A 13870-nucleotide genomic window follows, 5' to 3' on the forward strand; every position below is an offset into this window, starting at 1 on the left:
TGGTGATCAGCCCGCAACGCCACGTGTCCGGAGCTGGGCGAACGTCCGACGGGGCGGCCGGCGGGAGAAGGGATCGCTTGGTTGAGCGCGAGGGGATCTCGCACAGTAGGTTGAGCGGGTGAGCGGACGGTTCCCGATCGAAGACGTCTCCCCTGTCGTCGCCTGCGGTCGCTACCCGGCCAAGGCGGTGGTCGACGAGCTGGTGCCGGTGTCGGCCCGCGCCTACCGGGAAGGCCACGACGCGCTCGGCTGCAACGTGGTCTGGCACGGCCCGGACGGCGTGACCCGCCCGTTCACCCGGATGCGCCCCGGCGAACCGGGGCAGGACCGCTGGCATGCCACCATCCGACCGGACGCCGTCGGCGAGTGGACCTTCACCGTCGAGGCGTTCCAGGACCCGTACCTGACCTGGCAGAACGCGGTGACCAAGAAGGTCGCCGCCGGGCAGGGCGCGGCCGAGCTGGCCAACGACCTGGCCGAGGGCGTGCGGGTGCTGACCGCCGCGCTGGAGCTCGTACCGGCCGGCGACGTCGGGCGGGTCGAGGCGGCGGTGGCCGCGCTGGGCGACAAGGAGGCCGAGCTGGCCCACCGGGTCGCCCCGGCCCTCGACCTGGCCGACCTGCTCTGGGCCCATCCGGTGCGGGAACTGGTCACCACCGGCACCCCGCACCTGCTCTGGGTGGACCGCCCCCGGGCGCTCTTCTCCGCCTGGTACGAGTTCTTCCCCCGCTCCGAAGGCGCCATCCCGGCCACCGTCGACGCCCCGGCCCGCTCGGGCACCTTCGTCACCGCGATGGACCGGCTGCCCGGGGTCGCGGCGATGGGCTTCGACGTGCTCTACCTGCCGCCGATCCACCCGATCGGCCGGGTCAACCGCAAGGGCCGCAACAACGCGCTGACCGCCGGCCCCGACGACGTCGGCTCGCCGTGGGCGATCGGCGCGGCCGAGGGCGGCCACGACGCCATCCACCCCGACCTGGGTACGCCCGAGGACTTCCGTGACTTCGTCGCCGCCGCCGCCGAGCAGGGCCTGGAGGTGGCGATGGACCTGGCGTTGCAGTGCGCCCCCGACCACCCCTGGGTGACCGAGCACCCGGAATGGTTCACCACCCGCGCCGACGGCAGCATCGCGTACGCGGAGAACCCGCCGAAGAAGTACCAGGACATCTACCCGGTCAACTTCGACAACGACCCCGAGGGCATCCGGGCCGAGGTGCTGCGGGTGGTGCGGCACTGGATCGGCGAGGGCATCCGGATCTTCCGGGTGGACAACCCGCACACCAAGCCGTTCGACTTCTGGCACTGGCTGATCGCCGAGGTCAAACGCACCGACCCGGACGTGCTCTTCCTGGCCGAGGCGTTCACCCGGCCGGCGATCATGCACGGGCTCGGCAAGATCGGCTTCACCCAGTCGTACACCTATTTCACCTGGCGCACGACGGCCGCGCAGATGCGGGAGTACTGCGAGGAACTGGTCGCCTCGGTCGACTGGATGCGGCCCAACTTCTGGCCCAACACCCCGGACATCCTGCACGAATCGTTGCAGCACGGCGGACCGCCGATGTTCAAGATCCGGGCGGTGCTGGCCGCCCTGCTCAGCCCGTCCTGGGGCATCTACGCCGGGTTCGAGCTGTTCGAGCACGTCGCCCGGCCCGGGGCCGAGGAGTACCTCGACAACGAGAAGTACGAACTGCGCCCCCGGGACTGGGCCGGCGCGCAGGCACACGGTCGCTCGCTCGCCCCGTTCGTCGCCACCCTCAACCGGGTCCGCCGCGAGCACCCGGCCCTGCACCGGCTGCGCAACCTGGTCTTCCACGACATCGACAACCCGGCGCTGCTCTGCTGGTCCAAGCGCGACCCGGACACCGGCGACACGGTCATCGTGGTCTGCTCGTTCGACTCGCAGACCGTGCAGTGGGGCAACACCACACTGGACATGCCGGCGCTCGGCTTCGACTGGCACGAACGGTTCACCGTGCACGACGAGCTGACCGGGGCCAGCTACGAATGGGGGCAGCGCAACGCGGTCCGGCTCGACCCGTACCTGCAACCGGCGCACGTGCTGACGGTCCGGCGTCCGCCGACACCGCCGGCCGTGCCGCCGGCCGGTGCGGAACCGGCCGAGTTGACCGTGACGGAGGTGCCCGCCGAACTCTCCGGCGGCACCGCCCCGACCGCCCCCGCCCCCGCCCCGGAGGCCGACCAGCCGACCGGAGCCGCCGCGACCGACCTGCCCGCGCCCGGCCCTGCCAGGGTCCGCCGCGGCAGGGCCGGCGGAACCCGGGCCGGTGGCACCAGGACCGGCCGTGCCCCGCACGGCAGCACCCCGACCGACCCCGCCCCGAAGGACGACCGATGGACCAGCTGATCGCCGGCGCGACGCACGACCCGCACGCCCTGCTCGGCGCGCACCCCGCCGACGGGTGGACCACGATCCGCACCATGCGGCGCGGCGCGGGTGACGTGGCGCTGCTCGTCGGCGACGACCGGCACCCGATGAAGCGGGTGCACGACGTCGGCGTCTTCGAGGCCCGCGTCGAGGGCAGCGTGCTCGACTACCGGGTCGACGTCGACGGGTGGGTCACCGACGACCCGTACCGTCACCCGCCGACCCTCGGTGAGCTGGACCTGCACCTGATCGGCGAGGGCCGGCACGAACGGCTCTGGGAGGCGCTCGGCGCGCGGGTCCGCGACGACGGCGTCGCGTTCACGGTGTGGGCCCCGAACGCCCGTGGGGTACGGGTGGTGGGCGACTTCACCGGCTGGGGGGCCGACGACGGCTGGCCGATGCGCAGCCTCGGCTCCAGCGGCGTCTGGGAGATCTTCGTGCCCGGCGCGCCGGAGGGGGCCCGCTACAAGTACCGCGTCCTCGGCGTCGACGGACAGTGGCGGGACAAGGCCGACCCGCTGGCCGCGTACGCGGAGGTGCCGCCGGCCACCGCCTCGGTGGTGCACCGGTCCCGCTACGAGTGGACCGACGCGCTGTGGATGGAGCGTCGGGCCCGCCGGCAGCCGCACCGGGAACCGATGAGCGTGTACGAGGTGCACCTCGGCTCCTGGCGGCCCGGCCTCGGCTACCGGGAGCTGGCCGAGCAGCTCACCGCGTACGTCACCGAGATGGGCTTCACCCACGTGGAGTTCCTGCCGGTGATGGAACACCCGTTCGGTGGCTCCTGGGGCTACCAGGTCACCGGCTACTTCGCACCCACCTCCCGGTTCGGCGACCCGGACGACTTCCGCTACCTGGTCGACCGGCTGCACGCCGCCGGCGTCGGGGTGCTGCTGGACTGGGTGCCCGCGCACTTCCCCAAGGACGAGTGGGCGCTGGCGCGTTTCGACGGCACCCCGCTCTACGAACACCCCGACCCGCGCCGCGGCGAACACCCCGACTGGGGCACGTACGTCTTCGACTTCGGCCGCCGCGAGGTCCGCAACTTCCTGGTCGCCAACGCCCTGTACTGGTGCGACGAGTTCCACGTCGACGGCCTGCGGGTCGACGCGGTCGCCTCGATGCTCTACCTGGACTACTCCCGCCCCGAGGGGCAGTGGCTGCCCAACCAGCACGGCGGCCGGGAGAACCTGGAGGCGATCGCCTTCATGCAGGAGGTCAACGCCACCGTCTACAAGCACCACGCCGGGGTGGTGATGATCGCCGAGGAGTCCACCGCCTGGCCCGGGGTCACCCGGCCCACCAGCGACGGCGGGCTCGGCTTCGGCTTCAAGTGGAACATGGGCTGGATGCACGACACCCTGCTCTACACCGCGAAGGACCCGATCTACCGGCAGCACCACCACCATCAGCTCACCTTCTCCCTGGCGTACGCCTGGAGCGAGAACTACGTGCTGCCGATCAGCCACGACGAGGTGGTGCACGGCAAGGGGTCGCTGGCCGGCAAGATGCCCGGCGACACCTGGCAACGGCTGGCCAACGTACGGGCGCTGCTGGCGTACATGTGGGCGCACCCGGGCAAGCAGTTGCTCTTCATGGGCTGCGAGCTGGGCGACGACCGGGAGTGGAGCGAGGAACGCGGCCTCGACTGGTACCTCCTGCACGATCCGGCGCGGGCCGGCGTGCAGCGGCTGGTCGCCGACCTCAACGCCGCCTACCGGGACACCCCGGCGCTGTGGGCGCAGGACACCGACCCGGCCGGGTTCCGCTGGATCGCCGGTGACGACGTCGCCAACAACACCGTCTCCTTCGTCCGGATCGCCCCGGACGGCGCGACCCTGGTCTGTGTGGCGAACTTCTCCGCGAGCCCGCTGGAGGACTACCGGGTCGGCCTGCCGGCCGCCGGCACCTGGACCGAGGTGATCAACACCGACGCCCACCACTACGGCGGCTCCGGGGTGGGCAACCTCGGCGCGGTGCACGCCCAGGACGTCCCCTGGCACGGCCTGCCCGCCTCGGTTTCGCTGCGGGTCCCCCCGCTCGGCGTGCTCTGGCTGCGCCGCGACTGACCGTCCGAAAGGGCCTTGTGGCGCATCTCCTCCGGTCGATACTGTGCACGCCGCACCGGGGGAGGAACGCGCGTGAAGACGTGGTTGCAGGCCGTGCTGTCCATCATGCTGCTCGTCGGCTTCCTCGTCCTGGCCGTCGCGCTGGTGGTGGGGGTCGGGGCGTTCGGCCTGGGCTACGGCACCGACGGGGACGGCTCCGGCAGCCGGGTGTTCCGGCCGCTCGTCGTCGGTGCCGCCCTCACCGTGTTGTTCGCGTTGGTCTTCACTCTCGGTCGGATGCTGACCCGACGCCCCGCCCCGCCGACCGGCATCCTGCTCAGCCCGGAACAGGCACCCGAGCTGTGGCGCATCGTCCGGGACCTCGCGGCCCGGGTGGGCACCCGGGAGCCGGACGACGTCCGCCTGGTCGCCGGGGCCAACGCCGCGGTGACCGAGGAGGTGCGGCTGCTCGGCCTGCTGCCCGGCCGCCGTACGGTGATCCTCGGGCTGCCCCTGCTGCCGGCGTACACCGTCGACCAGATCCGGGCGGTCCTCGCCCACGAGATGGGGCACTTCTCCGGTCGGCACACCCGCAGCGTGCGGATCGCCCTGCGGGCCCGGATGATGATCGTCGGGACCGCCCAGAACACCGTGGACGGCGTGCTGCGCGCGGTCCTCTCCGCGTACGCCCGGCTGTTCGTCGCCGTCGAGCAGGGCATCAGCCGGCAGATGGAGTACGAGGCGGACCGCTACGCGGTGGCCGTCGCCGGGCGGGACGCCATGGTGAGCGCCCTACGCGAGATCCGGTTGGTGGGCACCGGCTGGGACGCGTACCTCGCCGACCACGTGCTGCCGGCGTACGACCGTGGGCACCTCCCGGAGGACCTGTTCGAGGGGTTCGCCGCCTACCTGGCCGAGTGCCGTGAGGAAATCCGCGAGCGCAGTGTCGAGGTGGCCCCCGCCGAGCCCGCCTGGTGGGAGTCGCACCCACCGCTCAGGGAACGGATCGCCGCGCTGCGTTTCGTGCCGGACGTGTCCGTCGTCCCGGACCGCCGCCCCGCCACCGTACTGGTTCCCGACCTCGACGCCGCAGGTCGCCGGCTCCGGGACAGCCTGTTCGACAGGCCCGGAATCCGACTGCTGCCCTGGGACGGGCTCACCCCCACCCTCGCGCACCGGTCCGCCCGGGAGCAGGCCGACCCGCTGTACCGGGCGGCGGCGCGGCTGACCGGGCGACCCGACGCCGATCTCGACCTGCTGTTGGCCCTCCTCGCCGAGGACCGGTGCCTCGACCTCGCCCGGGAGCTGGCCCCGGATGCCGCCGAGGAGGACGCCCTCCGGTCCCTGACGGTGGCCTACGAGGGGGCGCTGGAGGCTGCGGCGGTCGACTCCGCCGCCGCCTCGTGGCGGCATTCCTGGTCCGGCCCGCCCGAGCTGTCCAGCACGGCCGGCGAACCGCTGCCGCTCGGCGAGCTGGTGGACCTGTCGGCCGACCCCGCCACCGTACCGGCCGCACGGGACCGTCTCGCCGCGCTCGGAATCCGGACGACTGTCACCTCCGAAGCCGCCCCGACCGCCTGACCGGGCATCAGACCAGGCCGGCGTCGCGGAGCAGCTTCCACAGGCCGGCCCCGTCCGGGGCGGAGAGCCACTTCTGCCCCACCGGCCCCGCCGACGACGGCCGGTCGTTCGGCACGGGCAGGCTACCGGCGAGCACCGACTGGGTCGGGGAGAGCCGGCGGATCGCCACCCCGGCCACGTTCTCCGGGTGGGCGGCGGCGAACTCCCGGTAGATCTCCTGGTCGTGCTGGCCGTCGTCGCCGATCAGCAGCCACCGCACGTCGGGGAACTCGGTGGCCAGCCGGGCCAGGGTGGCCCGCTTGTGTTCCCGGCCGCTGCGGAACCAGCGGTCGGCCGTCGGCCCCCAGTCGGTGAGCAGCAGCGGACCGGCCGGGTAGAGGTGCCGGGACAGGAACCGGGTCAGCGTCGGCGCGACGTTCCACGCGCCGGTCGACAGGTAGAACACCGGGCTGCCCGGGTGGGCGGTGACCAGGCGTTCGTAGAGCACCGCCATGCCCGGCACGGCCGTGCGGGCGTGCTCGTCGAGGACGAAGGTGTTCCACGCGGCCAGCATGGGGCGGGGCAGCGCGGTCACCATGACCGTGTCGTCGATGTCGGAGAGGATGCCCAGGCGCACCTCCGGGTCGATGACCCGGACCAGCGCCTCGACCGGTTCGGCGTCGGCGACCCGCAGCCGCACCGACGCCCAGCCGGGGATGAAGTCGGCCTTGACCACGGTGTCGACGAAGCCACTGCGGTCGGCCTGGGCGGTGTGCACGCCGCCGCCCGCCTCGATGGTGACCTCGACGTGCTTGGCGGGCAGGGTGGCGAAGCTGCGCCAGCCGCGCACCTTCTCCAGCCGGCCCTGCCGCCGGTCGGGGCGACTGAGCAGCACCCGGCACAGCACCCGGGCCCAGCCGGGCGCGCCGTAACCGGCGTACGCGACGATGTTGGGCTGCCACCCGGTGCGCCGCAGCCGACGCTCCACCAACTGGTGCAGGGCGTCCTCGATCCGCGCGGCCCGGTGCAGGGTGGGTACGGCCAGCTGGCCTGCGGTGGTGGATGGCACGCTGCAACCCTGCCACAGGTGTCCGGCAGCGGCCAGGCGAGCGCCCAGGTAGCCACCCGGGCTGCTCGGCACACGCCGGGCCGGCGGTCCGGGTGGGAGCGGGAGCGGCCCGAGCGCCGTCCGGCCGGGGCACCGACCTCGGTCCGTACGCTGTGCCGGTGCTCATCCTGCTGCCGCCCTCCGAGGGCAAGGCCGACACCGGCACCGGCCGTCGGCTCGACCTGACCCGGCTCTCCCTGCCCGAGCTGACCCCGGCCCGCGAGGAGGTGCTGGGCGCGCTGATGACGCTCAGCGCCACCGGCCGGTCCGACGCCGCCGCGGACGCCGCCCTGACCGCCCTCGGGTTGACCGCCGGCCAGCGGGGCGAGCTGGCCCGCAACGCCCGGCTGGACCGGGCCGCCACCGCACCGGCCGGGCAGGTCTACACCGGGGTGCTCTACGAGGCGCTCGGCCTTTCCACCCTGCCGCCCGGGGCGCTGCGGACGGCCCGTCGCACCGTGCTGGTCAGCTCGGGCCTGTGGGGCGCGGTCCGGCTCGCCGACCGGATCCCGCCGTACCGGTGCCCGATCGGGGCGCGGTTGCCGGGGGTGGGGGCGCTGTCGGCGTACTGGCGGCGGGTGCTGACGCCGGTGCTGACGGCGGCGGCCGGCAGCGGCCCGGTGCTGGACCTGCGCTCCGCCGCCTACGCGGCGACCTGGACGCCGCCCGCGGCGCTGGCCGGTCGGACGGTCACCGTGCGGGTGCTGCACGAGCGCCGGCCGGGCGAACGCACCGTGGTCAGCCACTTCAACAAGGCGACCAAGGGGCGGCTGGTCCGTGACCTGCTGCTGGCCGGGGCCCGGCCACGGACCGCGACCGCGTTGATCGCCGCGCTGCGTGACCTGAAGTATCCGGTCGAGGAGCAGCCGGTGACGGCGGGCCGGCCCCGGCAGATCGACGTGGTGGTGACCGAACTCTAGGAACGCAAGATTTCCTCAAATCCCGTGCCGATGGCTGGAGGCGGGCCGACCGGCAGGCGACCGTTAGGGGCATCCGACGTCGAGAAGGAGCGGTCCGATGACCTCCGAACCCCGCCTGCTCGACCGGCCACGCCTCCCGTCGTCCCCGCCGCCGCTGGACTGGCTGACCCTGGCCGACGCGTTCGAGGTGGCCTGCCTGGTGCGCTGCACGCCGACACCGACGGCCCGCCCGCACGCCCCCACGCCACCGCAGCGGGTCGCGGTGGAGTTCAACCGGGAGGACGCCGCACTGCGGATGCGGCAACTGCTCGCCCGGCTCGACGTGCCGGTCGAGCACGAGGTGGTCACCGGTGGCCTGCGCCGCCGCTACGAGTTGCACCGGCTGCACGTGCCGGCGGATCACCGCGCCGGGTTCACCAGGTTGCGGGAGACCGGCTGGCGGCAGGGGCGTCGGGAACTGCTCGGGCCGGCCGTCGGCTCCTCCACCCCCCGGGCCGCCTGGCGGACCCGGCTCGCCTCGGCCGCCTGGCGTTCGGCCCTGCTGGCCGGCGGCCGGCACGTCCGGCGGCACATCCTCGGCATCCGGCTGGCCGACCGGGAACTGGCCGCCGTGCTGATCCGGTCGGCGGCGCTGCTGGAGGTGCCGGCCCTGCTGCGCCCGGGTGCCGGCTGCCTGGTGGTGAGCGTCGCGGACGGGCCGGACCGGCTGCGGATCATGGAGCGGGCCGCATTGGCGCCCGCCCGGACCCCCACCCTGGTCTGACCACGGCCACCGGCCACCACACCGCACGCTGACCGGTGCTCAGACCGGTCACCGGCCGCCCGAGCTTGCGCCGGAGCCGGTGACGGCGCAGAGTGCACCGCGTGAGCCGTAGCCGGACCGGGCGCGGCCGGCGGCCCGCCTCCGCCGGCGGGGCGCTGCTGATGCTGCTGGTCGTGGTGCTCGGCGGGCTGGCCGCCTGCCAGGACTCCCCCGACGAGCCGATCCCGATCCGGATCGCCACCGGCAGCCCGACCGCCGTCTACCATGCCTTCGGCCAGTCGCTGGCCACCGTGCTCAACCGCGAACTGCCAGGCGTGCGCGCCAGCGTGGTGGTCACCGCCGCCTCCGCCCAGAACGTCCGGCTGGTCGGCTCCGGTGCCGCCGAACTGGGCTTCACCCAGGCCGACGTGCTCGACACCAACCCGACCACCCCGCCGAAGGTGCTGGCCGTGGCCCGCGTCTACGACGACCTGCTGCACCTGGTCACCACGGCCGGCGGACCGATCCACGACCTCGCGGACCTGCGCGGGCGACGGGTCTCGGTGGGCGCGGCCGGTTCCGGCACCGAGGTCACCGTGACCCGGCTGCTGGCGGTGGCCCGGCTCGGCGGGGACCAGGTCCGACAGGAACACCTCGGGCTGGACGACTCGGTGGCGGCGCTGCGCGCCGGCCGGATCGACGCCTTCTTCTTCTCCGGCGGCCTGCCCGTACGCGGGGTGAAGGCGCTCGCCGACGCCACCTCGATCCGGCTGGTCAACCTGGGCGAGTGGACCGAGCCACTGCGCCGCGCCTACCGCGAGGTGTACGTCTCCCGGGACATCCCCCGCTCGGTGTACGGGGTGGACCCGGTCACCACCGTCGCCAACCCCAACTACCTGATCGTCCGGGCGGACCTGCCCGAGCCCCTGGTACGCGAGGTGACCCGGCTGCTGATGGAACGCCGGTCGGAGCTGGCCGCCGCCCACCCGGCGGCCGGCCGGATGAGTCCCCGCTCGGCGATCGCCACCACGCCGTTACCGCTGCACCCGGGCGCGGCCGACTGGTACCGGTCCGCCAAACCCTGACCGCTCAGCCCGCCCCGGCGGGCAGGGCGGGGGCACCGGCGTCCGACGGAGGGTCGGTGCCGCACGGGCCGGGGAACCACAGCTCGGCGACCAGGCCGCGCGGCTGACCCGGGTGCATGGTGAGCCGGCCGTCGGAGGCGTCCACCAGCACCGCCACGATGGTCAGCCCGAGGCCGGCGCCCTCGATGTTCTGCGCGTCCGGGGCCCGCCAGAACCGCTCGGTGGCCTGGTCGAGCTGGCCCGAGGTCATCCCGGGGCCGGTGTCGCGCACCTCCAGCGCGGTGCCCCCCTCGGCGTGCCGGACCGCCACGGTCACCTCACCACCGTCGCCGCTGAACTTGATCGCGTTGTCGATCAGCGCGTCCAATGCCTGGTCGACGGCGGTCGGCACGGTCCGGGCGTAGGCCGGGCCGGCCGCCGCCAGGCGCAACGTGACCGACCGGTGCCGGGCCAGCGGCTCCCACGCGGCGACCCGGGACGCGGCCACCGCCGCCGCGTCCACGGTGACCCGCTCGTTCTGCTCCCGCTCGGCGCGGGCCAGGGTGAGCAGCCCGTCGAGGACCAGCGCCAACCGGTCGGTCTCCTCCAGGGCGAGCCGGTGCTCGGCCCGGCCGTCCTGGTCGACCACGCTCGGCCCCAGCTCCTCCACCCGCAGCCGCAACGCGGTCAACGGATTGCGCAGCTGGTGACTGGCGTGCGCGACGAAGGCCCGCTGCCGGTCCATCACGTCGGCGACCACCGCCGCCATGTGGTTGAAGCTGGCCGCCAACCGGCGCAGCTCCGGCGGGCCCCACCGGTCCTGCACCCGGGCACCCCGGTCCCCCTCGGCGATCTCGTGGGTCACCGCGTCCAGCTCGGTCACCGGGCGCAGCACCCAACCGGCCAGCCCGAACGCGGTGGAGACGCAGGCCAGCACGGCGAGCAGGCCGATCCCGGCCAGCAGCAGCCACCACGCGGTGACCGTGCGGCGCACCTTCGCCACCGGTGTGGCGGTGACCACCGCGCCGAGCACCTCACCACCGTCGTTGATCGGCACGGCCACCACCAGCGGGCCGTCCACCCACGGCCACACCGAGTCCGGACCGTTGAACTGCTGCCCGGCCAGCGCGGTGTCCAGGGCCGCCCGGGTGTCCCGGCCGGTACGCCAACTCGTCGACACCACCAGCGCCCGGCCGTCCCGGTCGACGACGGCCGCCCCGATGCCGTAGAGCTGGTCGTAGCTGACGAGTTCGCCGGTCAGCGGCCCTGCTCCGCCGCCGCGCAGCGCCGGCCCGGCCAGCGAGGCGAACCGGGTCGCGTCGGCGAGCCGGTCGGCGCGGACCCGGTCGGTCTCCCGGGACGCCAGGGTCGCCGCGAGGGGTGTCTCCAACGCCAGCAGCACCAGCACCATCAGCAGCAGGTAGCTGATCACCAGTCGACGCCGCACCGGCTGCCCCTCACTCGCCCCGGAGCCGGTAGCCGACCCCGCGTACGGTCTCCACCAGCCGGGCGTCGCCGAGCTTGCCGCGCAGCGAACCGACGTGCACCTCCACGGTGTGCCGGTCGGCCCAGGTGGTGCCCCAGACGTCGAGCAGGATGCGGTCCCGGGGCACCGCCGTGCCGGGCTGACGGGCCAGCGAGAGCAGGATGTCGAACTCCTTACGGGTCAACGCCACCGGCTGACCGGCGACGGCGACCGTCCGGGCGGACACGTCGATCCGGACCGGCCCGACCTCGATCAGGTCCCGGGCCGGCGCGGCGTGCGCCGCCCGCCGCAGCACCGCCTCGATCCGGGCCTGCAACTCCACCATCGAGAACGGCTTCACCACGTAGTCGTCGGCACCGAGCCGCAGACCGAGCACCCGGTCGCGTTCCTCGCCCCGGGCGGTGACCGCGATGATGCCGAGCTGGCTGCTGCGCCGCCGCAACTCCCGGCACACCTCGGTGCCGTCCCCGTCGGGCAGGGTGAGGTCGAGCAGGACCAGGTCGCAGGGGGCGGCGGAGAGGGCGGCGGCGACGGTGGCCGCGTGCTCGACCTCGTACCCGCGTCGGGTCAGCGCCGAGGCGAGGGCGGCGGCCACCCGTCGGTCGTCCTCGACCAGCAGGATGCGCACCGGTGACCCCCATTCGTCGTACGGATGTCGAGCGAATGGTGGCAGAAGCGCCGGCGTGGGGGAAACGGTGGGCGACCCCGCGCCGGTCACCGGGATGCCGCCGCCACCGGCCGGGGAAACGGCGCGGGACCCGGGGCGGGCGTCCACCCCGGGTCCCACGGCCCGGTCGGTCAGCGGCAGAGCCGGCCGATCTCCTCCTGGAACCGGTCCATCGGGTTGGCCTCGGCCGGGCCGAGCAGGTAGGTCTTCAGCTCCCGCCGGGCGTCGGTCATCGGGTCGTCACCGGCCCGGGTCACCGCGACGATCTTCTCCAGCTCGCCGCAGTCCCGGGAGAGCAGGTACGCCCCCCTGGAGGTGGGGAACTCGCGCCGGAACTCGTCCTCCGGCAGCCCGCTCGGGTTGGCCACCACGTACGGCCGCTGGCTCTGCACGAAGTCGGAGACCACGCTGGAGATGTCGCTGATCAGCAGGTCGGTCTGGTTGAAGCAGTCGAACAGGGCGGGGACCCGGCCGGTGACCACCCGGTGCCCCGGGCCGTCGAGCGAACCGGAGTCGGGGTCGCCGCCGGCGGCGCGGATCAGCGACACCAGCCGCTCGTGCACCGCCCGTGCCTCCTTGGAGCGGGAGCCGGTCAGCGGGTGCGGCTTGTAGACCAGGCGCACCTGCGGCGAGGCGAGCACGCCCCGGACGATCCGCTCCCCCATCAGCACCAGCGAGGTGTGGTACGGGTCGTCGTCGAGCCAGCCCTCCCAGGTGGGGGCGTACAGGACGGTGAACGGCCGGTCCGGGGCGGTCCCGCCGAAGGTGTGCACCCCGGCCAGCTGCGGCCGGCCGATCTCCACGATGTCCTCGTCGCGGACACCGACCGCAGCCCGCGCGTACCGCTCCCGTCCGGCCAGGCCGGCGACCCACACCTCGTCGTACACCTTGCTGTACGGGTTGACGCTGGCCTGCTTGTCGCTGTCGCCGTGGCCGACGAACACGTGCTTCATGCCCGGCTCGCGCAGCATGTGGATGTTCGCGCCGACGTTGGCCGCGTAGAGGGCGGCCCGCACGGTGCCCAGTTCGAGGTTCATGAAGTCCGGGCCGGTCGGCACGCAGATCACCGGCAGCCGGGTGTCGGCCAGTTCGAAGAACGCCTCCCTGCTGCGCATCAGCACGACCGCCCGCTGGTTCAGCGCCTCGGTCGGGGCCAGCCACATGTTCGCCTGGTAGACGTCCTTGGCCGGGCCGGCGAAGTAGAGCGCGACCTCGGGGCGGTAGCCGTCGATCCAGCGCTGGAGCACCGGCAGCACCGGGCTCTTGCCGGTGCCCCGCCCGCGCAGCCAGGTCACCGCGACGACCGCGCCGACCAGGGCGGCGAGCCCGGCGGCCAGCGCGGCGACCGCCAGCATGACGGTGACGTCGGTGCGGACCGCCGCGACCACGGCGGCCGGGATCAGCAGCACGTTGAGCACCGCGAGCGGGACGCCGGCCAGGGCGGCGACCCAGCCGGGCGGGCGGGGGGCCGACCGGATCGGACCCAGCTCGATGTTGCGGACCAGGGCGGAGACCGGGTTCCGCCTGTCGATCATGGTGTTGAGGGCGCCCGAGAAGACGGCGGTCACCCAGACCGCCGCCGGCAGCACCAGCAGCCAGGTCAGCTCGACCCCGGTGAGCGGGACCGTGGCGGCGACCAGCAGCACGCTGGCCAGGTCGCGGCTGAGCTGCCGGTAGCCCCGGTTGAGGCCGACCTTCTCCAGCAGCGTCTCCGAGGGAGGCGACCAGCGGGTGACGGCGAACTCGCCGACGACGGCGGCCAGCCCGGCCACGGCGAACAGGGCCACCCATCCGAAAACGCCCGCGACGAGCATGACCAGGTAGGACAGCACCAGCAGCGCGCCTCGGGCGGCGGTGCCGGTGCGTTCCAGTAACGAGCCGAACAA

10 protein-coding genes are annotated in these 13870 nt (G+C 74.0%); 6 read left to right on the plus strand and 4 right to left on the minus strand.

Translation table 11 applies throughout. From position 1 onward, the window contains the following. Positions 1-118 precede the first annotated feature (118 nt). From ACWCHM_RS17870 to ACWCHM_RS17880, 3 genes are all read left to right on the plus strand, one after another. Positions 119-2368: an alpha-1,4-glucan--maltose-1-phosphate maltosyltransferase gene (locus ACWCHM_RS17870; RefSeq protein ID WP_204961203.1), complete on the plus strand. Its 2250-nt coding sequence runs from the start codon at positions 119-121 to the stop codon at positions 2366-2368. Beyond that, positions 2356-4458 carry a 1,4-alpha-glucan branching protein GlgB gene (gene glgB / locus ACWCHM_RS17875; protein WP_454219075.1) on the plus strand — a complete coding sequence of 701 codons (2103 nt, stop codon included), beginning with the start codon at positions 2356-2358 and terminating at the stop codon, positions 4456-4458. The genes ACWCHM_RS17870 and glgB overlap by 13 nt, the downstream gene beginning before the upstream one ends. Before the next feature lie 72 nt (positions 4459-4530). Then, positions 4531-6018: a M48 family metallopeptidase gene (locus ACWCHM_RS17880; RefSeq protein ID WP_454219076.1), complete on the plus strand. Its 1488-nt coding sequence runs from the start codon at positions 4531-4533 to the stop codon at positions 6016-6018. Between the two features lie 7 nt (positions 6019-6025). Here the strand turns inward: ACWCHM_RS17880 and ACWCHM_RS17885 are convergent, their stop codons facing one another. Beyond that, positions 6026-7066, minus strand: coding sequence for an App1 family protein (locus tag ACWCHM_RS17885; RefSeq protein ID WP_454219077.1), 1041 nt, complete (start codon positions 7064-7066; stop codon positions 6026-6028). Between the two features lie 158 nt (positions 7067-7224). Between ACWCHM_RS17885 and yaaA the strand changes: the two genes are divergently transcribed. The 3 genes from yaaA to ACWCHM_RS17900 all read left to right on the plus strand — a co-directional run bounded on the left by yaaA (position 7225) and on the right by ACWCHM_RS17900 (position 9852). Beyond that, positions 7225-8025: a peroxide stress protein YaaA gene (gene yaaA / locus ACWCHM_RS17890; RefSeq protein ID WP_307821436.1), complete on the plus strand. Its 801-nt coding sequence runs from the start codon at positions 7225-7227 to the stop codon at positions 8023-8025. Positions 8026-8122: 97 nt separating this feature from the next. Beyond that, positions 8123-8788: a hypothetical protein gene (locus tag ACWCHM_RS17895; RefSeq protein WP_204961199.1), complete on the plus strand. Its 666-nt coding sequence runs from the start codon at positions 8123-8125 to the stop codon at positions 8786-8788. 101 nt (positions 8789-8889) lie between these two features. Continuing rightward, complete coding sequence (locus ACWCHM_RS17900) at positions 8890-9852, plus strand: TAXI family TRAP transporter solute-binding subunit (RefSeq protein WP_372446016.1); 963 nt, start codon at positions 8890-8892, stop codon at positions 9850-9852. A gap of 4 nt (positions 9853-9856) precedes the next feature. On the opposite strand, the gene ACWCHM_RS17905 is transcribed toward ACWCHM_RS17900, so the two are convergent. The 3 genes from ACWCHM_RS17905 to ACWCHM_RS17915 all read right to left on the minus strand — a co-directional run bounded on the left by ACWCHM_RS17905 (position 9857) and on the right by ACWCHM_RS17915 (position 13870). Further along, positions 9857-11278 carry an ATP-binding protein gene (locus ACWCHM_RS17905; protein ID WP_454219078.1) on the minus strand — a complete coding sequence of 474 codons (1422 nt, stop codon included), beginning with the start codon at positions 11276-11278 and terminating at the stop codon, positions 9857-9859. A gap of 10 nt (positions 11279-11288) precedes the next feature. After that, complete coding sequence (locus ACWCHM_RS17910; RefSeq protein WP_204961197.1) at positions 11289-11945, minus strand: response regulator transcription factor; 657 nt, start codon at positions 11943-11945, stop codon at positions 11289-11291. Between the two features lie 170 nt (positions 11946-12115). Next, a complete protein-coding gene (locus ACWCHM_RS17915; RefSeq protein WP_204961445.1) occupies positions 12116-13870 on the minus strand; it encodes a CDP-glycerol glycerophosphotransferase family protein in 1755 nt (584 codons plus the stop codon).

Source organism: Micromonospora sp. SCSIO 07396 (genome assembly GCF_053667945.1).